Source organism: Thermoanaerobacter sp. YS13 (genome assembly GCF_000806225.2).
In the GTDB taxonomy this organism is placed as follows: Bacteria; Bacillota; Thermoanaerobacteria; order Thermoanaerobacterales; family Thermoanaerobacteraceae; genus Thermoanaerobacter; species Thermoanaerobacter uzonensis.
In genome coordinates this window covers 596716-621511 of the sequence record NZ_JOOI01000001.1, presented here as the reverse complement: position 1 = coordinate 621511, position 24796 = coordinate 596716, and the positions used below count along the sequence as shown (strand labels likewise).

Below are 24796 nucleotides of genomic sequence, written 5' to 3'. Positions count from 1 at the left end.
GGGGGTTTTATTTTTGTCAAATTTTGATGGTTTAGAGGTTCTTAATCTTTTAGAAGAATTAGAAGACATTATAGAAAACAGTTCTTCTATTCCTCTTTCTAACAAAGTTTTGATAAACAAAGAAGAAGTTTTGGACTTAATAAAACAAATCCGAATAAAATTGCCAGATGAATTTAAAAGGGCGGAATGGATCAAACAAGAAAGGCAAAGAATTCTTTTAGAGGCACAACAGGAAGCAGAAATGATAATAAAAGAAGCCGAACAAAAAATTAAGGAAATGGTGAGTGAAAGTGAGATAGTTAAAAAGGCGGAAAAGACGGCAGCAGAAATAATCTCTACTGCCCAAGCTAATGCAAAGGAAATAAGGTTAGGAAGTAGAGAATATGCTGATGAATTGCTCGCTAAAATTGAGTCCCAGGTGTCTGAAATATTGGAAACTATTAAGAGAAATAGAGAAGAATTAAAAGGCAACAAATAGTTAATGTTGTTGTAGATATTGTTTTATAGCTATTGCAAAAAGTAGGATAGTCAAAGTGATAATTATAAAAATTACTAAAGAAAATTGAAATAGGTCCCAGGGATTCTTGTAAGTATATGGGTTGAAAACGTGGGAAATTGCATTTTCTTCTTGAATTCTTATTACAGAGAGTAAACAATAGGAGTATAAAGCGGCAAGAAAAAATTGGATTGTTTTTGCAATAAAATAAGGAAGATATTTTATTTTTGTTTTTGCTATTACTCCTAACACTTGTCCATGTATCGATATTCCGCCCCATGCTATTATAGCGCTTACTAATACTACTTTTTGTTCTAAAGGTGCAGAAACTTGGCTTATTAAGTTTGAACCTACTGTTATTTCTAAGAAGCCACTTAAGAGAGCAGGTATTAGACTTTTGTCAAAACCTAATAATATGAATATAGGAGATATGAAGTAAGAAAGAAAATCCAAAATTTTATACAGTTTTAAAAATTCTATTACCACTGAAAAAAGTATAACATAACCTCCTATCATGATAATAGTATTTGTTGATTTAAAGACAGCTTCTGACAGGATAGTACTTAAGCTTTTTTTATTCTGCTCTCTTGTATAATACATTTTTTTGATGGCAGTATTTAAAAGGTTTTTTGTTGAGGGGAGCTTTTTATAAAAATTTTTTTTGTAGAGACGAAAGAGAAGTCCAGTGGTTATAGCTGCTAAGTAATTAGAAGCCATGATTATGTATCCGGCTTTTGAACTACCGAACATGCCGATTGCGACGGCCCCTAACATAAAAAGGGGGCCTGAATTATTGCAAAAGGACATGAGTCTTTCTGCTTCTTCTGTTGTACATAAATTTTCTTCCCAAAGTCTTGATATCACTTGAGCCCCCACGGGATAACCGGAAGTGTATCCTATTGCCATTGCAAAAGAGCCACTTCCAGGCACGTTAAATAAGGGTCTCATTATAGGTTCTAAGAAAGTGCCTAAAAAATGCACTACTCCTAATTGCAAAAGAAGCTCTGAACCTATGAAAAAAGGAAGTAGAGAAGGAGTAATAGTAAAAAGCCAAAGGTTTATACCGCCTCTGGCGGCTTCTAATACTTCTTTAGGGAAAAGTATTAAAGATAGTACCATTAAAATTAAAAAAGAAATAAAGATATTTAAAAAGGTATTTTTCAAGATTTATCCCCACCTTGTGTTGGTATCATTACTATATTATTTAGAAAATCCTTTAAAAATGAATGGTGGGGAATTTAAAGTTTTATTAAAGGATGTATGAAGTCTAAACCAGCGATAGAGGAGTTTTTATAAGCTAAAGTATAGACATCAGTAGCAAATAAATCTTTTTCAAACATTTTAGTATTAGATAGTTTGATTTTATATTGTGATACTTTTGTGATTATAGGAAGGGGAGATTTTTTCTTTATTTCTCTTAGCATTTCTTTGCCCTTTTCATTAAAACCTAAAACCCTTATATAATTAGGGCCATCAAATTCTTTAAAAATTTGTTTATCTATATTAAGTAATAAATGAATGAGTATATGTCTTATTCTGCTTTCTGTATATCGCTTTGATTTTACAAGTTTTATAAGTTCCTCAACATTATTAGTTTTATAAGAAGCTTTGTAAATTTTATTTTCTAAACCTTCTGAGACATCAAATATGTGATTGAGAGGAATATGATTTCTCAACAGATAAATTAAAATATTAGAAAATTCCTCTAAAGATATGGGCCCTTGTTTTTTTTCAAAAGAATTTTGCAAAATTTCTTTTGTAAAGTCCGGTATATATTTTTCTAAGCCTTCTAGTCCATTTTCAAAAATATGCTTTCTTATAGAAGAAGCACTGGCAAATTCTCCTTTTAGCTCTAACGAAGTATATAAAGAGCCTCTTCGCTTTATAGTAAAAGGTATAATAAAACTACCTATTTTCTTTAAAGCTTTAAGGTATTCTATTGCCAATATGTTATTGGATGTTTGTAAAATCTTTTCTATTTCATTATTATTTATAACTTTTTGTAATGCTAATTCTCTGGCTTTTGCAAAAGTTATGCCGCTTTTTAAAAATTCTTTTAATACCTTTTTGTAATAAATTGGTTCTTCTAAAAGCATTGCAGCAATTTTTGTGAGTTCATTTAAATCGCCTTTTTCACTCCCAAAAGAGATGCGATCTACTATTTTTAAAGAATCTAATAATTTCACTGCTCCATAAGCAAAATTTTCTGCAGTGGAAGTAGCGTATACTACTGGTAATTCAATGACTAAATCTATACCTGCTCTTAACGCCATCTCAGTTCGTTTCCACTTATCAACAATAGCTGGTTCCCCTCTTTGTACAAAGTTTCCACTCATTACTGCTATAGTATAATCGCATTTGGTTAATTTTTTTGAAGTTTGCAGATGATAAAGGTGGCCATTGTGAAAAGGATTATATTCGACAATAATTCCTAAAATCCCCATACAACTTCTTACCCTTTCAAAAAATTTTTTAAGATATACTTATTATTTTACATAAAATATGATAAAATGTAAAAGGGAGATCGTGTATACAATATTATAGTGATAAAATTGGAAAAGGAAGGGAGATTTTAAATGGCAGTAATGGATAGTATCATACAAAAAGCTAAAGCTAATAAAAAAAGAATTGTGCTTCCTGAGGGAAGTGAAGCGCGGACTTTAAAAGCTGCCGAAAGAGTTATCAAAGAAGGTATTGCCGATGTGGTTTTATTAGGGAAGGAAGAAGAGATAAAAGAAAAAGCAAAGGGATTGGATATCGCGAAAGCAGAAATTATAGACCCTGAAAAGTCGCCTCTTTTACAAAAATATGTTGAAGAATATTATAATTTGAGAAAAAACAAAGGAGTTACAGAAGAACAGGCATATCAAATTATGAAAGACCCTATGTATTATGGGTGCATGATGGTCAAATTAGACGATGTTGATGGTATGGTATCTGGGGCCATTCACGCTACTGCTGATGTTTTCAGACCGGCTTTTCAAATTGTAAAGACTGCTCCTAATGTGAAAGTAGTATCCAGTGCTTTTATTATGGAAGTGCCCAATTGTATTTATGGAAGTAATGGGGTATTTATTTTTGCTGATTGTGCGATAAACCCTAATCCTAATGAAGAGGAATTAGCAGCAATTGCCATTGCTTCTGCCCATACTGCAAAAGTCCTTGCTGGAATTGAGCCTAGAATTGCTATGCTGTCATTTTCTACTAAAGGAAGTGCAAACCATGAATTAGTAGATAAGGTGAAAAATGCGACTAAAATCGCAAAAGAATTGGCGCCTGATTTGCTAATTGATGGTGAGCTTCAATTAGATGCTGCGATTGTCAAAGAAGTAGGGGAGTTAAAGGCTCCAGGAAGTCCTGTAGCAGGAAATGCAAATGTGCTTATTTTCCCAGACTTGCAAGCTGGAAACATTGGGTATAAGCTAGTGCAAAGACTTGCTAAAGCTAATGCTATCGGACCAATTTCTCAAGGTCTTGCAAAACCTATCAATGACTTGTCAAGAGGTTGTAGTGTAGAAGATATTGTTAATGTTATAGCAATAACTTGTGTACAAGCTCAAGGGGTGCAAAAATAACTTTGAGGAGGCAGCGATTATGAAAATTTTAGTCATGAATTGTGGAAGTTCGTCATTAAAGTATCAATTATTGGATATGGATAATGGAAAAGTGTTAGCGAAAGGATTGGCGGAAAGAATAGGTATCAATGATTCTCTTTTAACTCATCAAGTAGAGGGCAAAGATAAAATAAAGATACAAAAAGATATGAAAAATCACAAAGAAGCTATACAAATTGTTTTAGAGGTTTTAGTAGATAAAGAAATCGGAATATTAAAGGATATGAAAGAAATAGATGCAGTAGGACATAGAGTTGTGCACGGGGGAGAGTTTTTTACTGATTCTGTATTGATTGACGATGAAGTAATCAAAAAATTAGAAGCATGTATTGACCTTGCACCTTTGCACAATCCTGCTAATATTGAGGGAATAAAAGCTTGTCAGCAGATAATGCCAGGGGTGCCAATGGTAGCAGTTTTTGATACGGCTTTCCATCAAACAATGCCAGATTATGCGTATATTTATCCCATTCCTTATGAATACTACGAGAAATACAGAATAAGAAGATATGGATTCCATGGCACATCCCATAAATATGTATCTTTAAGAGCTGCTGAAATATTAAATAGGCCTATTGAAGAGTTAAAAATTATTACTTGCCATTTAGGGAATGGGTCTAGTATCACTGCGGTTAAAGGCGGTAAGTCGATAGATACAAGTATGGGATTTACTCCATTAGAAGGGCTGGCTATGGGTACAAGGTCTGGGAATGTTGATCCTTCAATTATAACTTTCTTAATGGAAAAAGAAGGCTTGACTGCAGAACAGGTTATAGATATACTTAATAAGAAATCAGGTGTGTACGGAATTTCAGGAATAAGTAATGACTTTAGAGATATAGAAAATGCAGCTTTTAAAGAAGGGCATAAAAGAGCTATGTTGGCATTAAAAGTTTTCGCTTATAGGGTGAAAAAGACAATAGGTTCTTATACAGCTGCTATGGGTGGTGTTGATGTAATTGTGTTTACTGCTGGAGTTGGAGAAAATGGACCAGAAATGAGAGAGTTTATTTTAGAGGATCTAGAGTTTTTAGGTTTTAAACTGGACAAAGAGAAGAATAAGGTAAGAGGAAAAGAGGAAATTATATCTACAGAAGATTCAAAAGTTAAAGTTATGGTTATTCCTACAAATGAAGAATATATGATTGCTAAGGATACTGAAAAATTGGTAAAAGGTTTAAAGTAGATAATCTTGACAACAGGTTGTGGGGTTAGTATAATAGGTGATGTCAATTATTTTAAGGTGTGTGAAGAAAAATGAAAATCGATCTATTAAAAATCAAAGGACAGCTTGGCCGCAGCGTAAATATCGACTATGTAGAGGACATAGAGAGCATTGAATTTAAAGGGGAAGAATACAAAGTTGTAACTCCTCTACATGTAAAAGGTACTATTACCGCGCAAAAAGAAGGGCTTTTGGCAGAACTTGATATGACAGGTAGTATAAATGCCGTCTGCGACAGGTGTTTGGATGAGTTTGTTTATAATTTAGACCTTAAATTACGGGAATATGTAGAGGAGTCAGTAGACGAAGAAGTAGATGACAGTTTTTATGAAAATTTTGATTTAACTACTTTTGTAGTTCATTTTGTGATATTGTCATTGCCAATGAAATTTTTGTGCAAAGAAGATTGCAAAGGCCTGTGCCCTGTTTGCGGCACTAATTTAAACCACCAAACCTGTAGCTGCAAGCGGGAAGATATTGATCCGCGGCTTACCGTCCTTTCTAAATTACTGCAATAGATGTAGGAGGTGTTAAGATGCCAGTTCCAAAGAGGAGGACATCAAAGGCGAGAAGAGATACTAGAAGGAATAATAGTTATAAAATAGCTGCACCGGCTTACGTGTTGTGTCCAAGATGTCATGAGCCTAAACTACCTCATAGAGTATGTCCAAACTGCGGTTATTACAAAGATAGAGAGGTAATAAAAGTAGAAGAGTAACACAAAAAAGTAGTAATAGGAAAGGACCTATTACTACTTTTTTTAGTTGATTTTACAAAAAAAATAATTTATAATTTTGGGTAGGCCATAAAAACAACTAATATCTGGAGCTGGTAATATGGCTGTGCGAATGAGTAAAGTAGAAAGACAAAGACTTTTAAAAGAAAAAATAAATACTAACCCCTTTTATACTGATGACGAGTTAGCAGAAATGTTTGGAGTAAGTGTACAAACTATAAGACTTGACAGGATGGAATTAGGAATCCCTGAAGTTAGAGAGCGTATAAAAAGTGTTGCAGAAGAAAATTATCAAAAAGTGAGAACTATTACAGGTACTGAAGTAGTTGGAGAATTAATAGACTTAGAATTAGGAAAAAGGGGTATTTCGATTTTTGAGCCTACAGAGGATATGGTTTTTGTCAAGACAAAAATTGTGAAAGGGCAATACATTTATTCTCAAGCTGAGTCTTTAGCTATGTCTGTTATTGATGCCTCTGCTGCTTTAATTGGAGTTGCAAACATAAAGTACAAGTTTCCCGTTAAGGTAGGAGATAGACTTGTGGCGAAAGCCGAAGTGATACGTCAAAGAGGAAACAAATATTTTGTCTGGGTTAAGATAAAAGTTAAAGATAAGGAAGTATTCAGAGGTAAGTTCATTTTAGTAGCCATTGATGAGGATTTTCTAAAAAAAAGGAGTGACACTGTTGAGGTTAGCAATTGATGCTATGGGTGGTGACCATGCTCCAGAGGAGATAATTAAAGGCAGCTTAGAGGCACTAAATTATTTCAGAGATATGGAAATTATCCTTATTGGAAAAGAAGAAGTTTTACGCGGCCTCCAAGGAAAAGAGGAAAGGCTGAAGCTTGTTTATGCTTCAGAAGTTATTGAAAATGATGAAGCACCTGTTACGGCTGTTAGAAGGAAAAAGGATTCTTCAATGATAGTAGGTTTAGAACTTCTTAAAAAGGAAGAAGTGGATGCTTTTTTGTCAGCTGGCAATACAGGAGCTCTCATGGCAGGAGCATTGCTTAATTTAGGACGCATTAAAGGAATTGAGCGACCGGCTTTGGCTCCAATACTTCCTACTTTAAATGGGGCTACTGTGTTATTAGATGCAGGTTCTAATACTAATTGTGATGCTCAAAATTTGGTGCAATTTGCTGTCATGGGACATGTTTATGCACAAAAAATGTTTGGGATAGAAAGGCCAAGAGTAGGGCTTTTTAATATAGGAGTAGAAGAGGAAAAAGGTAATGAAGTAGTAAAAAAGGCTTTTGAAGAACTTAAAAAATCAAAACTAAATTTTATTGGGAATGTAGAAGGAAGAGATATTCCTTACGGCGTCTGTGAAGTTGTAGTCTGCGATGGGTTTGTGGGAAATGCGATATTAAAGTCTATGGAAGGAATTGCCTCTGTAATTTCACAACTTTTAAAGGAAGAGTTGACACGAAATATTTTTACTAAACTGGGTGCTCTTTTGATAATGGGGGGACTAAAAAGAATAACTAAAAAAATGGATTACACCGAATACGGAGGAGCTCCTCTTTTAGGAATTAAAAAGCCAGTCATAAAAGCCCATGGCAACTCAAAAGCAAAAGCTATTTTTAATGCGATAAAACAAACTAAAAATTTTGTAGATAATGATGTTTTAAATCATATAAAAGAAGAAATTGAATCAATGGGGGATGAGTTAAGTGTGTGAAAAGATTGCTGCAGGAATTTTAGGTACAGGAAGTTATGTTCCCGAAAAAGTTCTTACTAATTTTGATTTAGAAAAAATGGTGGATACTTCTGATGAATGGATTACTACAAGGACAGGAATTAAAGAAAGACGCATAGCAGATCCTTCACAAGCAGCTTCTGATTTAGGAACTGAAGCTGCAAGGAAAGCATTAGAAGATGCAAAGGTAGACCCATCAGAAATTGATATGATTATTGTTGCTACCATTACTCCAGATATGAATTTCCCATCTACTGCTTGCATAGTTCAAGCTAATTTGGGTGCAGCCAACGCAGCTGCTTTTGATATCTCCGTCGGATGTTCAGGCTTTATATACGGACTTGCTATTGCTCAACAATTTGTAGAGACTGGTATGTATAACAAAGTATTAGTTATTGGAGCAGAAACTTTGTCTAAGATTACTAATTGGAAAGACAGGAACACTTGTGTTCTCTTTGGAGATGGAGCAGGAGCAGCTGTGGTAGGAAGAGTAGAAAGTGGATATGGAATATTAAGTACTTATTTAGGATCTGATGGAACTGGAGGAAAATACTTGTACATGCCAGCAGGAGGTTCAAGAATGCCTGCTAGTGAAGAGACTGTAAAAAAGAATTTACATACTATTTTTATGGAGGGACAAGAAGTATTTAAATTTGCAGTAAAAGTAATGGATAGTGCTACTATTGAGGCTTTAAACAGATGTGGTTTAAAACCAGAAGACATAGATATGCTTATACCTCACCAAGCAAACACAAGGATAATTGAAGCGGCGAGGAAGAGGTTAAAACTCAGCAATGATAAAGTTTATATAAACCTTGATAAATATGGGAATACTTCTGCAGCCTCTGTTGCTATAGCTTTAGATGAAGCCTATAGAAAAGGACTGATAAAAAAAAGCGATGTCATACTAACTGTCGCTTTTGGTGCAGGTTTGACTTGGGCATCAAGTGTTATAAGATGGAGCAAGTAAGGGGTGAAAAATATGTTTAAAACGAAAATAGTAGAAATGCTCAATATAAAATATCCAATATTTCAGGGTGGAATGGCATGGGTCGCAACTGCAGAACTAGCTGCTGCAGTGTCAAATGCAGGAGGTTTAGGAATAATAGGAGCAGGTAATGCACCTGCCAGTTTTGTAAGGGAACAGATACGGAAGGCAAGAGAACTTACTGATAAACCTTTTGGCGTCAATGTAATGCTTTTGTCTCCTTTTGTTGATGAAGTTATGGAGGTTATTTTAGAAGAAAAAGTACAAGTTATAACTACTGGAGCAGGGAATCCAGGTAAGTACATACAAAGACTTAAAGAACGGGGTATTAAAGTTATTCCTGTCGTCCCTTCAGTAGCATTAGCAAAAAGAATGGAGGACATTGGGGTAGATGCTGTTATTGCTGAAGGAACAGAATCGGGAGGTCATATTGGAGAATTGACAACTTTGGCGTTGGTACCTCAAGTAGTAGATGCTGTTAAAATTCCAGTCATCGCTGCAGGAGGAATTGCTGACGGACGAGGTTTTGCTGCGGCTTTTTGTTTAGGTGCTTCGGGGGTTCAAATGGGAACTCGGTTTGTATGCTCTACTGAATGTACTGCTCATCCTCGTTACAAAGAATATATTGTAAAAGCAAAAGACAGAGATGCCGTTGTTACAGGGAGAAGCACAGGTCATCCAGTCAGGTCATTAAAAAACAAACTGACGAGAGAATTTGAAAAGTTAGAACAAATGGGTGCTCCTAAGGAACAATTAGAAAAATTAGGAGAAGGAAAATTAAGAGCAGCAGTAGTAGACGGTGATGTAGAATACGGGTCTGTTATGGCAGGGCAAATTGCGGGACTTATAAATGATATTAAACCTGTTAAAGAAATAATAGAGGACATAATAAAACAAGCGGAGGAAGTAATTGACAATTTGAATAAAATGAGGTGAAAAAATGAAAGTAGCTTTTATTTACCCCGGGCAAGGTGCCCAATATGCTGGAATGGGCAAAGAAATATACCAAAAATACCAAGAGGCAAGAGAAATTTTTGAAAGAGCAGATGAAGCTTTGGGGTTTAGCATATCTGAACTTTGTTTTGAAGGACCAGAAGAAGAACTTATGAAAACAGAAAATACTCAGCCGGCCATTTTAACGGTTTCTGTTGCTTTAACAAAGGTTTTGCAAAATAGAGGGATAAATGCTGAGGTTACTGCAGGATTGAGTTTAGGAGAGTATTCCTCTTTAGTATTGGCTGGAGCTTTGGATTTTGAAGATGCAGTTAGACTTGTGAAAAATAGAGGGAAATATATGCAGGAAGTGGTACCCCAAGGAGTGGGTACTATGGCAGCAATACTGGGACTTGAAAATGAAGTAGTAGAAGAGATTTGCCGTATTTCGTCACAAGTTGGAATAGTAGAACCTGCTAATTATAACTGCCCTGGACAATTAGTTATATCTGGAGAAGTAAAAGCTGTGGAAAAAGCTGTCGAGCTAGCTAAAGAAAAAGGTGCAAAAAGAGCAGTAGTATTGGCAGTAAGTGCCCCTTTCCACTGCAGCATGTTAAAAAAAGCAGGAGAACTTTTGAAAAAGGATTTAGAAAAAATAGAAATAAAAGAGTTGAAAGTTCCTGTAATATCAAATGTAACAGCTAACTATGTTACAAAGGAAGAAGTTAAAGATTTGCTCATAAAACAGGTGAGTCATCCTGTGCTATGGGAACAATCTGTAAAAAGAATGATTGAAGATGGAGTAGATACTTTCGTTGAGATAGGACCAGGAAAGACTCTTACAGGTTTTGTTAAAAAAATTGATAGAACCAAAGATGCTTATAATTTTGAAGATGAGGAGTCCCTTTTAAAGACTCTCTCTGCTTTGGGGGTATAAGTATGGAAACTGAAAGAAAAACTGCTTTTATAACAGGTGGCTCAAGAGGAATAGGACGAGCAATTGCTTTACGTTTAGCAAAAGATGGTTTTAATATTGTCGTCAACTATTCGAAAAGTGATAAAAGTGCTGAAGAGGTTGTAAAAAAAGCAAAAGAGTATGGGGTAGAGGCAATGGCTGTCAAATGTGACGTCTCTAAATACGATGAAGTGGAAAAAGCAATAGATAAAATTGTAGAAGAATTTGGTAGTATAGATGTTGTAGTAAATAATGCGGGAATTACAAAGGATAATTTAATTTTGAGAATGGATGAAAATGAGTGGGACCAGGTAATAGCTGTAAATTTAAAAGGTACATTTAATGTAATAAAATTTGCATCAAAGTATATGATAAAAAAGAGAAAAGGGAAAATAATAAATATTACATCAGTTGTTGGAATAATGGGAAATGCAGGTCAAGCTAATTATGCTGCTTCTAAAGCAGGAGTGATAGGACTTACTAAATCTGTTGCAAAAGAGTTAGCGAATCGTGGGATAACAGTAAATGCTGTAGCTCCTGGCTTCATTGAAACAGATATGACAAATGTGTTAAAAGATGAAATAAAAGAAAATATGTTAAATAGCATTCCTTTGAAAAGAGCTGGAAAACCGGAGGATGTAGCTGAATTAGTTGCTTTTTTAGCTAGTCCAGCTTCAGATTACATTACTGGGCAAGTAATAAATGTTGACGGAGGAATGGTTATGTAATATTATCATAATGTATAATTTTTGAGAGGAGGTGAAGAAGGTATGATTTTTGAAAAAGTAAGGGACATAATAGCCGAGCAACTCGGCATTGATCCAGAGGAAATAACGATGGAGTCATCTTTTATAGATGATTTAGGAGCAGACTCTTTGGACATAGTAGAGCTCATAATGGCTCTGGAAGAAGAGTTTGATATTGAAATTCCTGATGAAGATGCTGAAAAGATTAAGACAGTAGGTGATGTAGTAGAATATTTAAGCAATCTTGAATAATTGAGGTCCCGCGTTGCGGGACTTTATGCAATATAAAATTTTACTCTATTTTGGGGGTTTTAACTGATGAACAGAGTAGTTGTAACGGGAGTAGGAGTTATTACACCATTAGGTAATACTGTAGAAAAATTTTGGAATTCTTTAATAAGTGGTGAGTCTGGAATAGATACTGTTACTAAGTTTGATGTGTCGGAGTTTCCTACTAAGGTAGCAGCAGAAGTAAAAGATTTCGAACCCACTTTATATATAGATAAAAAAGAAGCAAGAAGAATGGATAGGTTTATCCAGTTTGCTGTTGCCAGTGCGAAATTGGCATTAGAGGATTCGCAAATTGACCTTTCTAAAGTTGATTTAAAAAGGTTTGGGGTCATTTACGGTACAGGCATAGGAGGAATTGAAACTTTTGAAAACCAGTTAAAAATTATGTATGAAAAAGGTCCTGGAAAAGTAAGTCCATTCTTCATCCCTATGATGATAGCAAATATGGCAGCAGGTCAAATTGCAATAACTTTTGGACTAAAAGGGATAAACGAGACTATAGTAAATGCCTGTGCTTCCAGTACTAATGCTATAGGAGAAGCTTTTAAAGCTATTCAAAGGGGAGATGCAGACCTTATACTTACAGGTGGTACTGAAGCAGCTATAACTCCTATGTCTTTCGCAGGTTTTTGTGCAATGAAAGCTATGTCCACAAATGAGGACCCTAAAAAAGCCTCTCGTCCTTTTGATTTGAATAGAGATGGTTTTGTAATGGGAGAAGGGTCTGCAAGCTTAATTTTAGAATCTTTAGAACATGCGCAAAAAAGAGGAGCTAAAATTTATGCAGAGATAATAGGTTATGGTGCCACAGATGATGCTTACCACATAACTGCTCCTGCGCCAGAAGGAGAAGGAGCTGCTCGTGCAATGGAAGCAGCTTTAAAGGACGGAAAAGTAAGTTTTGACATAATAGATTATATCAATGCTCATGGAACTTCCACTGAATATAACGACAAATTTGAAACAATGGCTATAAAGAAAGTCTTTAAAGACCATGCGTATAAACTCTATGTAAGTTCTATCAAGTCTATGATAGGTCATTTATTAGGAGCAGCAGGGGCAATAGAGGCTGTTGCTACTGTTTTGACTATAAAAAATGGCATTATACCTCCTACTATTAATTACGAAACTCCTGATCCAGAATGTGATTTGAACTATGTGCCTAACAAGGCTATAGAAAAAGAAGTAAATTATGCGATTTCTAATTCCTTTGGCTTTGGAGGACATAATGGGACTTTACTTTTTAAAAAATTTTAAAAGAGGTATGGAAGTGAAAAGAGGAAATTTGCCTGAATTAGAAAAGAGGATAAACTATAGTTTTAAAGATAAAAATTTGCTTATAGAGGCTTTAACTCACAGTTCATGGGCTCACGAAGGTAAAAATAGCAAGATTAGCAATGAAAGATTGGAGTTTTTAGGAGATTCTGTCCTAAGCCTTGTAATAAGCGAGTATTTGTATAAGAATAGAAAAGATTTAGAAGAAGGTTCTCTTTCTAAATATAGAGCTGAAATAGTTTGTGAGCCCTCCCTTGCCAGATGTGCAAGAGAAATAGAATTAGGCAACTTTTTGCGCATTGGCAAAGGAGAAGAACTGACGGGAGGAAGAGAAAGAGATTCTATTCTTGCAGATGCTATGGAAGCGATGCTGGCTGCTGTATATCTGGATGGAGGATTAGAAGTTGTTCGCAATGTAATTTTAGAATTGTTCAAAAATATCATTGAAGAAGTTTTGGAAGGGCTTATTTATCGCGACTATAAAACAAAGCTGCAAGAAGTTGTTCAAAGCATGGAAATAGGGAAAATTATCTATGAGTTAATAGAGGAAATAGGTCCTGACCATAATAAAACTTTTGTAACTCAAGTGCGGATTGGTGATGTAATATTAGGAAAGGGTTATGGTAAAAGTAAAAAAGAAGCTGAGCAAGCTGCGGCTATGGAAGCATTGATCAAATTGGGGATATTAAAATGAAAAAAAAGATGTATATAATACCACTTTTTATACCCCATTTAGGTTGCCCTTTTAAATGTGTTTTTTGCAATCAAAATTCAATAACAGGCCAACAGCAGGAGATAACAGAAGAATACGTAAGGCAAACTATAGAAACCCATTTAAAAACTCTTCCAAGGGATGCAGAAATAGAGGTATCTTTTTTTGGTGGCAGTTTTACTGGAATACCACAGGATATGCAAAATCTCTACTTGGGAATTGCGAAAGAATATTTGGACAAAGGCAAAATAGATGCTATTCGTTTGTCTACTCGTCCTGATTATATAGACACCGAAATTTTACAAAATCTTAAGAGATACAAAGTTTCAATAATAGAACTTGGAGTACAGTCAATGGATGAAGAAGTGCTTTTAAAAAGTAGAAGAGGTCATACAAGTGAGGATGTCGTAAAAGCTGTGAATCTAATTCGACAGTATGACTTTAAATTAGGATTACAAATAATGATAGGACTACCTGGAGATAACTTAGATAAATCTTTAAATACCGCTTATAAGATTGTGGAGTTGAAACCTGATTTTGTGAGGATTTATCCTACTTTGGTGATTAAAAATACTTATCTTGAGAGAATGTATAAAAAAGGAAGATTCTTCCCTCTGACTTTGCAAGAGGCGGTTGAAATTTCAAAGAAAATGTATATAATTTTTATTAAGAATAATATTGACGTCATTCGTATTGGACTTCAAACGACAGAAAATATTAATTACAATAAAGATATAGTAGCAGGTCCTTTTCATCCTGCGATGGGGCAATTAGTTGAGTCCAGTGTTATTCTTGACATTCTCCTAAAAGTATTTGAGGATAAAAATATAAGGGACACAAATGTTACAATTTTTTCTAATGAAAGACGGATTTCAACAATTATAGGGCAAAAAAAATTCAACAAGTTGTTTTTAGAAAAAAAATACAATGTAAAAATGGAATTTACAATATTAAATAGTCTGACTGACGACAAAGTAGTTGTTTGCATTGATAAAAAGATTATGCGTATTTCTATAACCGATTTTATAAAAAATAATTTTTAAAAAAATTTTATAAAAAAGAAGGAAATATTGGTTTTTTATCGAATATATAAATATATATCAAATGTATTCATTTTCACAATAATGTATGAAGGAGGTTATTTTACAGTGGAGGTTCTAAAAGTATCAGCTAAATCTAAACCTAAGTCTGTAGCAGGTGCATTAGCAGCCGTCTTAAGAGAAAAGTCTTCAGCAGAAATTCAGGCGGTTGGGGCAGGTGCAGTAAATCAGGCAGTTAAGGCTATTGCAATAGCGAGGGGATTTGTGGCGCCAAATGGCATAGACTTAATTGCGATTCCTGCCTTTTCAGAGATTGAGATAGACGGCGAAATGAGGACAGCGATAAAATTTATTGTAGAACCAAGATAATCTAAACCTGCTTTTTTAGCAGGTTTTATTTTTATATAGAGGTGATTTTAATGGAAGGCTTCGTTAAAATTTTAGTGTTGGAAAATGAAATAGAAGCGAAATTGATAGAAGGCATTTTAAAAGAAAAGGGGATACCACATTTTATAAGAAGTTATCATGATACGGCTTATGATGGATTGTTTCAAATGGTAACAGGATGGGGAGAGATACTAGCACCTTCTTCTTATAAGGAAGAAATAGAGGAGATTGTAGAAGAAATACGAAAAAATGAAGATGAAATTTAAATGTAGATGTGGTAAAATGGAAGGTGCATAAGGAGTGGTGGTATGTACCTTAAGAAACTTGAACTTCAAGGCTTTAAATCTTTTGCAGATAAAGTAACTCTTAATTTTGAAAAAGGTGTAACAGCAATTGTAGGTCCAAATGGAAGTGGCAAAAGTAATATTTCTGATGCTATTAGATTAGTTCTGGGAGAACAAAGTATCAAAAGTTTAAGAGGTTCTAAGTTAGAGGATGTAATTTTTGCAGGTAGCGAGAATAGAAAACCTTTAGGTTTTTGTGAAATAAATCTCACCCTTGATAATTCCGATGGTTATCTTCCTTTTGATTATACAGAAGTAGTTATTACCAGAAAAATTTTTAGATCTGGCGAAAGTGAGTTTTTTATAAATAAAACTCCTTGCCGTCTTAAGGACATATACGAGCTTTTTTTAGATACAGGAGTAGGAAAAGAAGGCTACTCAATAATAGGACAAGGGAGAATAGACGAAATCCTATCTTCAAGACCAGAAGACAGAAGGCAAATTTTTGAGGAAGCAATAGGTATTTCAAAGCACAGATATAAAAAAGAAGAAGCAGAAAGGAAACTCACAGCAGCTAATGATAATCTACTTCGTTTAAACGATATAGTTGTAGAACTAGAGAAGCAGCTTACTACTTTGGAAACACAAAAAAGCAAGGCAGAAGAGTTTTTAAAACTCCACAAGGAAAAAAGAAAAGCAGATATAAGTTTATATATTCAATTAGCAAAGAGGTCTATGAATCAGTACGATGCTTTAAAAGGAAAATATGAGAACTTAAAAAGTCAATTAGACGTAAAAAAAATACATAAAATCAATCAAGAGGAGAATTTGTTATATAAAGAAAAAGAAATTCATGACTTAAAACAGCAATTGGACAGTAAAAAAGAGGAATATCACAATAAGTTAAGAGAGATAGAGATAGTCTCAGGAAAAAGGGAATTAACAATAGAGAAGCTTAGAAATTTAGAAGAAACCACAGAGCTTTACAGGGATGAGTTAGAAAAGGCTGCAAAACGGGAAGAAGTTTTAAAAGAAGAACTTAAAAAGATAGAGTCTAATGTAGCCCTTTTACATGAAAACAAGGAAGAATTGGAAGAGAAGTTAAGACAATTTCAAGAAGAATATGTAAGTTTGCAAAAGAAACAAAAGAATGAGATAGAAGAAGTTGAAAAAGCTAAGGAAGATATAATTGAAATTTTAAATAGCATAGCAGATGTGAAAGGAAAATTGTCTTTGAACAATTCTCTAAAGGAAGAGGCAATAAGTAGGCAGAAAAATTTAAAAAAGCATATAGAGGAAATTCAAAATCGAATAGAAATTTTGGATAAAGAAAAAAATAAAATTGTTGAAGAATTACAAATTTTACAAAAAAAACTGGATAAAAAGAATCAGCAAAAGTTTATTAAACAGAAAGCTTTGCAAAAAATTGATAATGAGCTGATTTTGAGGGAAGATACTTTAAAAGTTATTAAAGAAGAAATTGAACGAAAAAGGTCACGACTTTCTATTTTAGAGGAAATGGATAAAAATTACGAAGGCTATAGTGGAACTGTGCGTAACTTGTTAAAACTCTCTGAAAATATTCCTTCTTTTAGAGAAAACATAATAGGAGTAGTGGGGGAACTTTTAGAGGTTGAAAATACGTATAGCACGGCAATTGAGGTAGCCTTAGGCTCAAGTATACAGAATATAGTTATAAAATCTTCTGAGGGAGTAGCGGAAATAATTGAAAGGTTAAAACAAAAAGATTTAGGAAGAGCTACTTTTTTGCCTCTTGATTTAATTCGTGGGAGGGGGCTTTCTCAACAGGAAAGCAATATTTTGATTGAGAAAGGCGTAATTGGAGTTGCTTCTAAGCTAATAAAGTATAACGATAATTTAGAAGAAATTTTTAATTTTTTGCTAGGCCGTGTTATTGTGGTAGAGACCATTGAAAATGCAGTGAGGTTATCTAAAAAATATAATCAAGCTTATAAAATTGTAACATTAGAAGGAGAAGTTATAAATCCAGGGGGTGCAATAACCGGTGGCAGTTTAAAACCTAAACTTCAAAGCATCTTTAAAAGAAAAGAAGAGATAACTAAACTGAAAAAAGAAATTGATAGTTTAAAAAATCGACAAGAAATATTAGGGGAAGAAATCGGTCAAAAAATAAATGATAAAATTCATGAAGAGGAGCAGATAGAATTATTGAACAAAGAAATTTCTGATATTAGTTACAATATAACTTCTAATGATCAAAGGAAGATTTCATTAGAAAAAGAAATAGGAAATTTATTAAATCAACTAGAAAATTATACTTTAGAAATTGATGAATTAAAGGGAAATGTTAGAAATTATCAACAAGAAATTGACCGGTTTTTAAAAGAGTTAAAAAGCTTAGAAAAAGAAAAAGAACGATTGGATGCTTTGATCAATGGCTTTAAAGAAAAAAATAATAAAGAAGAGGAAAATTTGGCAATTTTAGATAAAGAAATCACTGCTTTGAAAATTGAAATAGCTAAAATCGAACAAAAGCTCCAGAATGAACTTCATAACTTAAAAGATAAACGGCAAGAATTTGATAGAGAAAAAAACAATATAGTAGAGAAGGAAAAGAATATTAAAGAAATAGAAAGCGTAAAGGTCAATTTGAGTTCAGATAGGGAAAAGTTGCAGGGAGAAATATATAAATTACAGCAAGAAGTAGAAAAAATTCAAAAAGATATTTCTTCTTTAGAAGATAATATTTTCCAAGAAGAAGAGGATTTAAAAAAGCGTAAAGAAAAATTTTCGATTTTACAACAAGAATTTACTAATATAAATGAAGAATTTCATAAGATAGAAATGGAAATGCAAAGATTTCAGATGGAGATTGACAATATCAAAAATAGGCTTTGGGAAGAATATGAATTGACCTTAGACAGAGCTTTTGAAGAAGCTGAAGAAGGCGAGATTCCAAAATTACGACAAAGAGTAGATCATTTGGCAAAGGCTATAAAAGAATTAGGTAATGTGAATATGGATGCTATTGAAGAATATAAAGAAGTAAAGGAAAGGTATGATTTTTTAAAATCTCAGATTGAAGATATTATAAAGGCAAAGGAATCTTTGATTTCTGTAATCGAAGAAGCAAATAAAATTATCAAAACAAAATTTAAAGATGGTTTTGAAATCCTACAGATTCAATTTAAGGAGACGTTTAGGCGACTTTTTGGAGGGGGTAATGCAGAGTTAATACTTACTGATGAAGACAATCTTTTAGAAACAGGCATAGAAATTAAAGCACAGCCCCCAGGAAAGAAATTGCAAACCCTTTCTCTTCTTTCAGGAGGAGAAAAGGCATTAGTTGCTATTTCCCTTTTATTTGCAATGCTAAGTATAAAACCTACTCCTTTTTGTATATTGGATGAGATAGATGCAGCATTAGATGATGCAAATGTGGAGAGATTTGCTGAGTTTCTGAAAGAATTGTCAAAAGATACTCAGTTTATAGTTGTAAGCCACAGAAAAGGTACAATGATGGTAGCAGATGCGATATACGGTGTAACAATGCAAGAAAAAGGAGTTTCCAAATTGTTATCCCTTAAACTAAATACTGACGACAAAATAGGAGGCTTGATAAAACATGCTTAATTTTTTTGACAAATCTAAAAAAGAATCAGAAACTGCTGAAGAAAAAAAAGGTTTTTTTCAAAAGATTAAAGAAGGACTTTTAAAAACAAGGGAAAATTTGACTTCTAAAATAGATAGTATTGTTACAATAGGTAGAAAAATTGACGAAGAACTTTTGGAAGAATTAGAAGAGATTTTAATTTTAGCTGATATAGGTATTAGTACTACTTCTAAGATTATAGAAGGAATACGTCAAAAGGCAAAAGAAAGAAAGAATTATGATGCCTCTCAAATAAAAGAACTTTTAGCTGAAGAAGTTTATGAAATTTTGCAAAAGGATGTAGAACCTTTTACCTTGACTTCTCCTATGGTGATATTGGTAGTAGGAGTAAATGGAGTAGGAAAGACTACTACAATTGGAAAATTAGCTTATTTGTACAAAAAAGAAGGCAGAAAAGTTATGCTAGCAGCAGGTGATACTTTTAGAGCTGCAGCTATTGACCAGTTAGAAATATGGGCAGAGAGAATTAACTGTCCAATTATCAAACACCAAGAAGGCTCAGATCCAGCTTCTGTTATTTTTGATGGCATTCAAGCCTCAAAAGCCAGGGGAATAGATATACTTATTTGTGATACTGCAGGCAGACTGCATAATAAAAAGAATCTGATGGAGGAATTGAGGAAAATTCGCAGAGTTATAGATAGGGAATATCCTGAAGCGAGAGTAGAAACCTTTTTAGTTTTAGATGCTACAACTGGGCAAAATGCTCTTCAACAGGCGAAAATATTTAAAGAAGTTTCTGATATAACCGGGATTGTACTTACCAAATTAGATGGAACGGCAAAGGGTGGAATTGTGGTAGCTATAAAATCAGAATTAAATGTACCCATAAGATATATAGGAATTGGGGAAGGAATAGAGGATTTGCAAGCTTTTGATGCAAAATCTTTCGTTTCTGCTATTTTTCAGTAAATTAAATCGCAAAAAAATGAAAAAACACAGCTTGACAAAAAGCAGCCCTTCATATAAAATCTTAATGTAAAGGTTAGGACCTTAACGGGTGGGATTTTTGTGGATGATGATTTTTTATTTATGACTCTTTTGTATGATTTTTATGGTGCTTTGCTTACAGATAAGCAAAGGGAAATTTTTGAGATGTACTATTTAAATGATTATTCTCTTGGAGAAATTTCCGAACTTTTGGATATTTCACGACAGGGTGTTTATGACACTTTAAAAAGAGCAGAAAGCTCGTTAGAGTTTTTTGAGGAAAAATTAGGGTTAGTAAAAAGACATCAAGAAATAATGAATAGACTGGATAAGATAAAAAAGGGCATTGAAATAATACGGCAAAGAGAAAGAAACCCAGAAATTTTAAAAATTATTGAGGAGATAGCTCATGAAATAGAGGAGCTAAATCTGTAGGAGGTAAATTTTAATGGCTTTTGAAAGCCTATCTGAAAGGCTGCAGGAAATCTTTAAAAAGTTAAGAGGAAAAGGAAAACTCACAGAAAAAGATGTAAAAGAAGCTATGAGGGAAGTAAAAGTTGCCCTTTTAGAAGCAGATGTCAACTTTAAGATAGTAAAAGACTTTATAAACTCTGTTACAGAAAAAGCTTTGGGGCAAGAAGTGATGGAAAGCCTGACCCCGGGGCAACAGGTGATAAAGATAGTCAATGATGAGCTTATAGCTCTTATGGGGTCTACACAAAGCCGGTTAAATATAGGGAATAAAATTCCTGCAGTTATAATGATGGTTGGACTTCAAGGTTCTGGAAAGACAACTGCTTGTGGAAAATTGGCAAACTTATTAAAGAAACAGGGGAAAAATCCCCTCCTAGTAGCCTGTGACGTCGTCAGACCAGCTGCCATAAAGCAGTTACAGGTTGTAGGAGCTAATGTAAATGTACCAGTTTTTACAATGGGGGACAAAGCAAACCCTGTTGATATTGCAAAAGCTTCTATTGATTATGCAAGGTCTCATAACTCTGACGTAATTATCATAGATACTGCGGGTAGACTTCACATAGATGAAGAATTGATGGAGGAACTTGTAAATATAAAAAAGGCAGTACAACCAGATGAAATTTTGTTAGTAGTAGATGCTATGACAGGTCAAGACGCAGTAAACGTAGCGTCTTCCTTTAATGAAAGGTTAGATATAACAGGAGTTATATTGACAAAATTGGATGGAGATACGAGAGGTGGAGCAGCCCTTTCTATTAGGGCTGTTACACAAAAACCTATAAAATATGTGGGCACAGGCGAAAAGTTGACAGATTTAGAGCCTTTTTATCCTGATAGAATGGCCTCTCGTATTTTGGGAATGGGAGATGTTTTGACTTTAATTGAAAAGGCCCAAGCAGCAATTGATGAGAAAAAGGCACAAGAGTTAGGACAAAAGCTTTTAACAAAACAGTTTACACTGGAAGATTTTTTAGAACAATTGCAGAGTCTTAAAAATATGGGGCCTTTAGACCAACTTCTTAGTATGATTCCTGGAATGAACAAAAACCTGTTTAAAAATGTAGACATTTCAGAAAAAGACTTAAAGAGGATAGAAGCAATTATTCAATCTATGACTAAAGAAGAAAGGCAAAACCCTTCTATTATAAATGGCAGTAGAAAGAAAAGAATAGCTAAAGGCAGCGGTACCACCATCCAACAGGTAAATAGCCTCTTAAAACAGTTTGAAGAAACTAAAAAGATGATGAAGAAGTTTGCTGATATTGACAAAGACCTAAAGAAAGGTAAAATGAGGCTGCCTTTCTTTAGATGATATCGGAAGGTGGGCAACTTTTGAAGGAGGTGAGAAAGTGGCAGTCAGAATAAGATTAAAAAGGTTTGGGGCTAAGAAAAGACCTTTTTACAGGATAGTAGTAGCAGATTCAAAGTCACCAAGAGATGGAAGATTTATTGATGAGATAGGATATTACAATCCTATAGCCCAGCCTGCTGAAATAAAAATAGATGTTGAAAAGGCTAAAAAATGGCTTGGTGTTGGTGCCCAACCTTCAGATACTGTAAAGTCACTGTTTAAAAAAGAAGGTATAATTGGCAATAGTGCATCTCAATAATCCTCTCTTGTGAGGAGGTGTAATAATGGGAGAATTGGTTAAAACTATAGCTAAGGCGTTAGTTGACAATCCTGATGCAGTAGAAGTTAATGAAATTGAAGGACAGCAATCTGTTATTATAGAGCTTAAAGTTGCTCCCGAAGATATGGGAAAGATAATTGGGAAACAGGGAAGGATTGCTCAAGCAATTCGTACATTGGTTAAAGCTGCTGCCTTAAAAGAAAAGAAACGTGTGATTGTTGAGATAATCTAGGTGGTGGTATGGCTGATTACTATAATGTAGGGAAGGTTACTTCTGCCCATGGCATTAAGGGCGAAGTTAAAGTATATCCTCTTACCAATGTTCCCGAAAGGTTTTATGACTTTGAGCATGTATGGATTTTTGATGACCAGCAAAGGCCCCATAAATATGACATTGAATATGTCAAAATTATATCTAAAAGAGTTTGTGTAAAATTGAAAGGAATTGATACTAGAGACGATGCAGAAAAATTAAAAGGGGCCTTTTTAAAAGTTAACTCTCAAAATGCTTTGGAGTTAGAAGAAAATGAGTACTTCATCAAAGATTTAGTCGGGATGAAGGTGTATACAGAAGAAGGAAGTTTTTTGGGTACATTGGTAGAGGTACTTAAGACAGGTGCAAATGATGTGTATGTAATAAAAACTGAGAAGAGGGAAATACTAATTCCTGCTATAAAAGAAGTGGTCAAAAAAGTTGATGTTGACAATAAAGTAATGGTGGTCCACCTTCTGGAGGGGCTATGATGATTTTTGATGTTTTAACCCTATTTCCTGAAATGTTTGATAGTGTTTTATCCTATAGTATATTGAAAAGGGCTATTGAAAAAGGGAAAATAAAAGTTAATTTGATAAATATAAGAGATTTTTCAAAGGATAAACACAAAAGAGTAGATGATTATCCTTATGGAGGCGGGCCAGGAATGGTGATGATGCCTCAGCCTCTCTTTGACGCAATTGAATTTGTAAAAAGTCTAGGAAATATCCCTGTATATTACCTTGGCCCTAAAGGTAAAATTTTTAATCAGGAAATGGCGGTTAAGATGTCTAAATTAGAAAGGATAGCCTTTTTGTGTGGCCACTATGAAGGAATAGATGAAAGAGTCTATTCTGTCATCGATGAAGAAATTTCTTTAGGAGATTTTATATTGACAGGCGGAGAAATAGCCGCCATGGCTATCATTGACGTTGTAACAAGACTTATTGAAGGAGTACTTTCACACCCTCAAAGCGCTATAGAAGAATCCTTTGCTAATAATTTATTGGAATATCCACAGTATACAAGGCCAGAATTTTTTAGAGGTATGAAGGTGCCAGAAATTTTGCTAAGTGGTAATCATGCCGAAATAGCTAAATGGCGAAGGCAAAAGTCTTTAGAGATAACTCTTTTAAAACGGCCTGATTTGCTTAAAAAGGCTGTTTTGACTGAAGAAGATAAAAAGTTTTTAAGAGAAAAAGGGTTTGACATTTAGAAGGTGGAAGGAGGGAAAGATAATGGACCTAATAAAAGCAGTTGAAAGCCAGCAGATGAGAAAAGACTTAACTCCTTTTAATGTAGGAGATACTATAAGGGTACATTATAAGGTTATTGAAGGAGATAGGGAAAGAATTCAGCCTTTTGAAGGGATAGTAATTAAAAAGAGTGGATCAGGTTTAAAAGAGACTTTCACTGTAAGACGTGTATCTTATGGCGTTGGAGTTGAAAGGACTTTTCCACTTCACTCTCCAAGAATTGAAAAGATAGAGGTTATAAGGAGAGGTAAAGTCAGAAGAGCAAAATTGTATTATTTGAGAAAGAGAGTAGGAAAAGCTGCTACAAAGATAAAGGAATTAATGTAAAAAAGGGGTTAAACCCCTTTTTTAAATATGTGGAGGAATTGGACATGATACAGTGGTATCCTGGCCATATGGCAAAATCTAAAAAGGAGATAGTTTCTAACATTAAGTTAGTGGATGTAGTATATGAAATAGTAGATGCGAGAATACCTAAAAGCAGCAGAAACCCAGATATTGATGACATTGTAAAAAATAAAAAAAGGATCATTCTTCTCAATAAAGTTGATTTGGCTGATGATGTAATTACGGATTTATGGATAGAATATTTTAAGGAGAGGGAAATAGAAGCGGTAAAAGTTAACTCAATTACAGGATTTGGCCTTAAAGAGATAAATGAAGCAACTAACAGAGTTTGTCAAAACATTTTGGAGGAAAAAAAGCAAAAAGGAATGATTCCAAGGTTGAGAGGAATGATTGTAGGTGTTCCAAATGTAGGTAAATCTACTTTTATTAATAAATTAATTGGCAATAAAAGGGCAAAGACTGGCGATAAGCCGGGGGTGACAAGGGCTTTGCATTGGATAAAAACTCCTTATTTCGACCTTTTGGACACTCCTGGCATACTCTGGCCAAAATTTGACGATAAAAAAGTAGGAATTATGTTAGCAATTACTGGAGCTATAAAAGATGAAGTATTGGACATAGAAGAAATAGCATTAAATTTAGTAGCAATCTTAAAAAAGTATTATCCCAATTATTTGATGTCCCGCTATAAAATTGATAAAATAGTAGATAAGGATTTTGAACTTTTAAAAGAAATAGGTAAAAAAAGAGGTTGTTTACTTGCAGGGGGAGAAGTAGATACATTAAAAACTTCTCATATTTTGTTGGAGGATTTTCGAAAAGGGAAATTGGGGAGGATTTCTCTGGAAAGACCATAAGGGG

29 protein-coding genes are annotated in these 24796 nt (G+C 34.2%); 27 read left to right on the top strand and 2 right to left on the bottom strand.

Going from position 1 to position 24796, the window contains the following annotated elements:
* Positions 1-13 precede the first annotated feature (13 nt).
* Positions 14-478, top strand: coding sequence for an ATPase (locus THYS13_RS03235; protein ID WP_042833134.1), 465 nt, complete (start codon positions 14-16; stop codon positions 476-478).
* Here the strand turns inward: THYS13_RS03235 and ylbJ are convergent, their stop codons facing one another.
* Together ylbJ and THYS13_RS03225 are read right to left on the bottom strand one after the other, a co-directional pair.
* The gene (gene ylbJ / locus THYS13_RS03230) at positions 479-1660 is read right to left on the bottom strand and encodes a sporulation integral membrane protein YlbJ (RefSeq protein ID WP_042833133.1); all 1182 of its coding nucleotides are present in this window, start codon (positions 1658-1660) and stop codon (positions 479-481) included.
* A 74-nt stretch (positions 1661-1734) separates the two neighbouring features.
* Positions 1735-2940, bottom strand: a complete 1206-nt coding sequence (locus THYS13_RS03225) for a nucleotidyltransferase (protein WP_042833132.1) — start codon at positions 2938-2940, stop codon at positions 1735-1737.
* Positions 2941-3072: 132 nt separating this feature from the next.
* On the opposite strand from THYS13_RS03225, the gene pta reads away from it, so the two are divergent.
* The 26 genes from pta (at position 3073) to ylqF (ending at position 24792) form a co-directional block, all read left to right on the top strand.
* Positions 3073-4071: a phosphate acetyltransferase gene (gene pta, locus THYS13_RS03220; protein WP_042833131.1), complete on the top strand. Its 999-nt coding sequence runs from the start codon at positions 3073-3075 to the stop codon at positions 4069-4071.
* 19 nt (positions 4072-4090) lie between these two features.
* Positions 4091-5296, top strand: coding sequence for an acetate kinase (locus tag THYS13_RS03215; RefSeq protein ID WP_042833130.1), 1206 nt, complete (start codon positions 4091-4093; stop codon positions 5294-5296).
* 71 nt (positions 5297-5367) lie between these two features.
* The gene (locus THYS13_RS03210; protein WP_042833129.1) at positions 5368-5853 is read left to right on the top strand and encodes a DUF177 domain-containing protein; all 486 of its coding nucleotides are present in this window, start codon (positions 5368-5370) and stop codon (positions 5851-5853) included.
* A gap of 17 nt (positions 5854-5870) precedes the next feature.
* A complete protein-coding gene (gene rpmF / locus THYS13_RS03205) occupies positions 5871-6053 on the top strand; it encodes a 50S ribosomal protein L32 (protein ID WP_003868236.1) in 183 nt (60 codons plus the stop codon).
* 118 nt (positions 6054-6171) lie between these two features.
* Complete coding sequence (gene fapR / locus THYS13_RS03200; RefSeq protein WP_003869201.1) at positions 6172-6774, top strand: transcription factor FapR; 603 nt, start codon at positions 6172-6174, stop codon at positions 6772-6774.
* Positions 6758-7756 (top strand): phosphate acyltransferase PlsX, encoded by a 999-nt coding sequence (gene plsX / locus THYS13_RS03195; RefSeq protein WP_042833128.1) that lies wholly within the window; start codon positions 6758-6760, stop codon positions 7754-7756. The genes fapR and plsX overlap by 17 nt, the downstream gene beginning before the upstream one ends.
* Positions 7749-8744, top strand: a complete 996-nt coding sequence (locus THYS13_RS03190) for a beta-ketoacyl-ACP synthase III (protein WP_042833127.1) — start codon at positions 7749-7751, stop codon at positions 8742-8744. Before plsX ends, THYS13_RS03190 begins: the two co-directional genes overlap by 8 nt.
* Positions 8745-8756: 12 nt before the next feature.
* Positions 8757-9698, top strand: coding sequence for an enoyl-[acyl-carrier-protein] reductase FabK (fabK, locus tag THYS13_RS03185; protein ID WP_042833126.1), 942 nt, complete (start codon positions 8757-8759; stop codon positions 9696-9698).
* A gap of 4 nt (positions 9699-9702) precedes the next feature.
* Positions 9703-10632 carry an ACP S-malonyltransferase gene (gene fabD, locus THYS13_RS03180; RefSeq protein WP_042833125.1) on the top strand — a complete coding sequence of 310 codons (930 nt, stop codon included), beginning with the start codon at positions 9703-9705 and terminating at the stop codon, positions 10630-10632.
* Between the two features lie 2 nt (positions 10633-10634).
* On the top strand, positions 10635-11378 hold the full coding sequence (fabG, locus tag THYS13_RS03175; RefSeq protein ID WP_042833124.1) for a 3-oxoacyl-[acyl-carrier-protein] reductase: 744 nt from the start codon (positions 10635-10637) through the stop codon (positions 11376-11378).
* A 42-nt stretch (positions 11379-11420) separates the two neighbouring features.
* The gene (gene acpP / locus THYS13_RS03170; RefSeq protein ID WP_003866668.1) at positions 11421-11648 is read left to right on the top strand and encodes an acyl carrier protein; all 228 of its coding nucleotides are present in this window, start codon (positions 11421-11423) and stop codon (positions 11646-11648) included.
* 66 nt (positions 11649-11714) lie between these two features.
* Positions 11715-12944, top strand: a complete 1230-nt coding sequence (gene fabF, locus THYS13_RS03165; protein ID WP_042833123.1) for a beta-ketoacyl-ACP synthase II — start codon at positions 11715-11717, stop codon at positions 12942-12944.
* A complete protein-coding gene (gene rnc / locus THYS13_RS03160) occupies positions 12916-13656 on the top strand; it encodes a ribonuclease III (RefSeq protein ID WP_042833122.1) in 741 nt (246 codons plus the stop codon). The genes fabF and rnc overlap by 29 nt, the downstream gene beginning before the upstream one ends.
* Positions 13653-14717, top strand: coding sequence for an elongator complex protein 3 (locus THYS13_RS03155; protein WP_042833121.1), 1065 nt, complete (start codon positions 13653-13655; stop codon positions 14715-14717). Before rnc ends, THYS13_RS03155 begins: the two co-directional genes overlap by 4 nt.
* 105 nt (positions 14718-14822) lie before the next feature.
* Complete coding sequence (locus tag THYS13_RS03150) at positions 14823-15083, top strand: stage V sporulation protein S (protein WP_003869192.1); 261 nt, start codon at positions 14823-14825, stop codon at positions 15081-15083.
* A 50-nt stretch (positions 15084-15133) separates the two neighbouring features.
* Positions 15134-15367: a DUF2007 domain-containing protein gene (locus THYS13_RS03145; RefSeq protein ID WP_042833120.1), complete on the top strand. Its 234-nt coding sequence runs from the start codon at positions 15134-15136 to the stop codon at positions 15365-15367.
* A gap of 42 nt (positions 15368-15409) precedes the next feature.
* Positions 15410-19000 (top strand): chromosome segregation protein SMC, encoded by a 3591-nt coding sequence (gene smc, locus THYS13_RS03140; RefSeq protein WP_042833119.1) that lies wholly within the window; start codon positions 15410-15412, stop codon positions 18998-19000.
* Positions 18993-19952 (top strand): signal recognition particle-docking protein FtsY, encoded by a 960-nt coding sequence (gene ftsY, locus THYS13_RS03135; RefSeq protein WP_042833118.1) that lies wholly within the window; start codon positions 18993-18995, stop codon positions 19950-19952. The genes smc and ftsY overlap by 8 nt, the downstream gene beginning before the upstream one ends.
* Before the next feature lie 99 nt (positions 19953-20051).
* The gene (locus tag THYS13_RS03130; protein ID WP_042833117.1) at positions 20052-20405 is read left to right on the top strand and encodes a putative DNA-binding protein; all 354 of its coding nucleotides are present in this window, start codon (positions 20052-20054) and stop codon (positions 20403-20405) included.
* 13 nt (positions 20406-20418) lie between these two features.
* Positions 20419-21759 carry a signal recognition particle protein gene (gene ffh / locus THYS13_RS03125; protein WP_042833116.1) on the top strand — a complete coding sequence of 447 codons (1341 nt, stop codon included), beginning with the start codon at positions 20419-20421 and terminating at the stop codon, positions 21757-21759.
* 37 nt (positions 21760-21796) lie between these two features.
* A complete protein-coding gene (gene rpsP / locus THYS13_RS03120; RefSeq protein ID WP_042833115.1) occupies positions 21797-22057 on the top strand; it encodes a 30S ribosomal protein S16 in 261 nt (86 codons plus the stop codon).
* Between the two features lie 25 nt (positions 22058-22082).
* Positions 22083-22310 (top strand): KH domain-containing protein, encoded by a 228-nt coding sequence (locus THYS13_RS03115; RefSeq protein ID WP_042833114.1) that lies wholly within the window; start codon positions 22083-22085, stop codon positions 22308-22310.
* An 8-nt stretch (positions 22311-22318) separates the two neighbouring features.
* Complete coding sequence (gene rimM / locus THYS13_RS03110) at positions 22319-22822, top strand: ribosome maturation factor RimM (RefSeq protein ID WP_042833113.1); 504 nt, start codon at positions 22319-22321, stop codon at positions 22820-22822.
* Positions 22822-23547 carry a tRNA (guanosine(37)-N1)-methyltransferase TrmD gene (gene trmD, locus THYS13_RS03105; protein ID WP_042833112.1) on the top strand — a complete coding sequence of 242 codons (726 nt, stop codon included), beginning with the start codon at positions 22822-22824 and terminating at the stop codon, positions 23545-23547. Before rimM ends, trmD begins: the two co-directional genes overlap by 1 nt.
* A 22-nt stretch (positions 23548-23569) precedes the next feature.
* Entirely contained in the window at positions 23570-23914 is a 345-nt protein-coding gene (gene rplS, locus THYS13_RS03100) for a 50S ribosomal protein L19 (protein WP_042833111.1), read from the top strand.
* Between the two features lie 44 nt (positions 23915-23958).
* The gene (ylqF, locus tag THYS13_RS03095) at positions 23959-24792 is read left to right on the top strand and encodes a ribosome biogenesis GTPase YlqF (RefSeq protein ID WP_042833110.1); all 834 of its coding nucleotides are present in this window, start codon (positions 23959-23961) and stop codon (positions 24790-24792) included.
* Positions 24793-24796 lie beyond the last annotated feature (4 nt).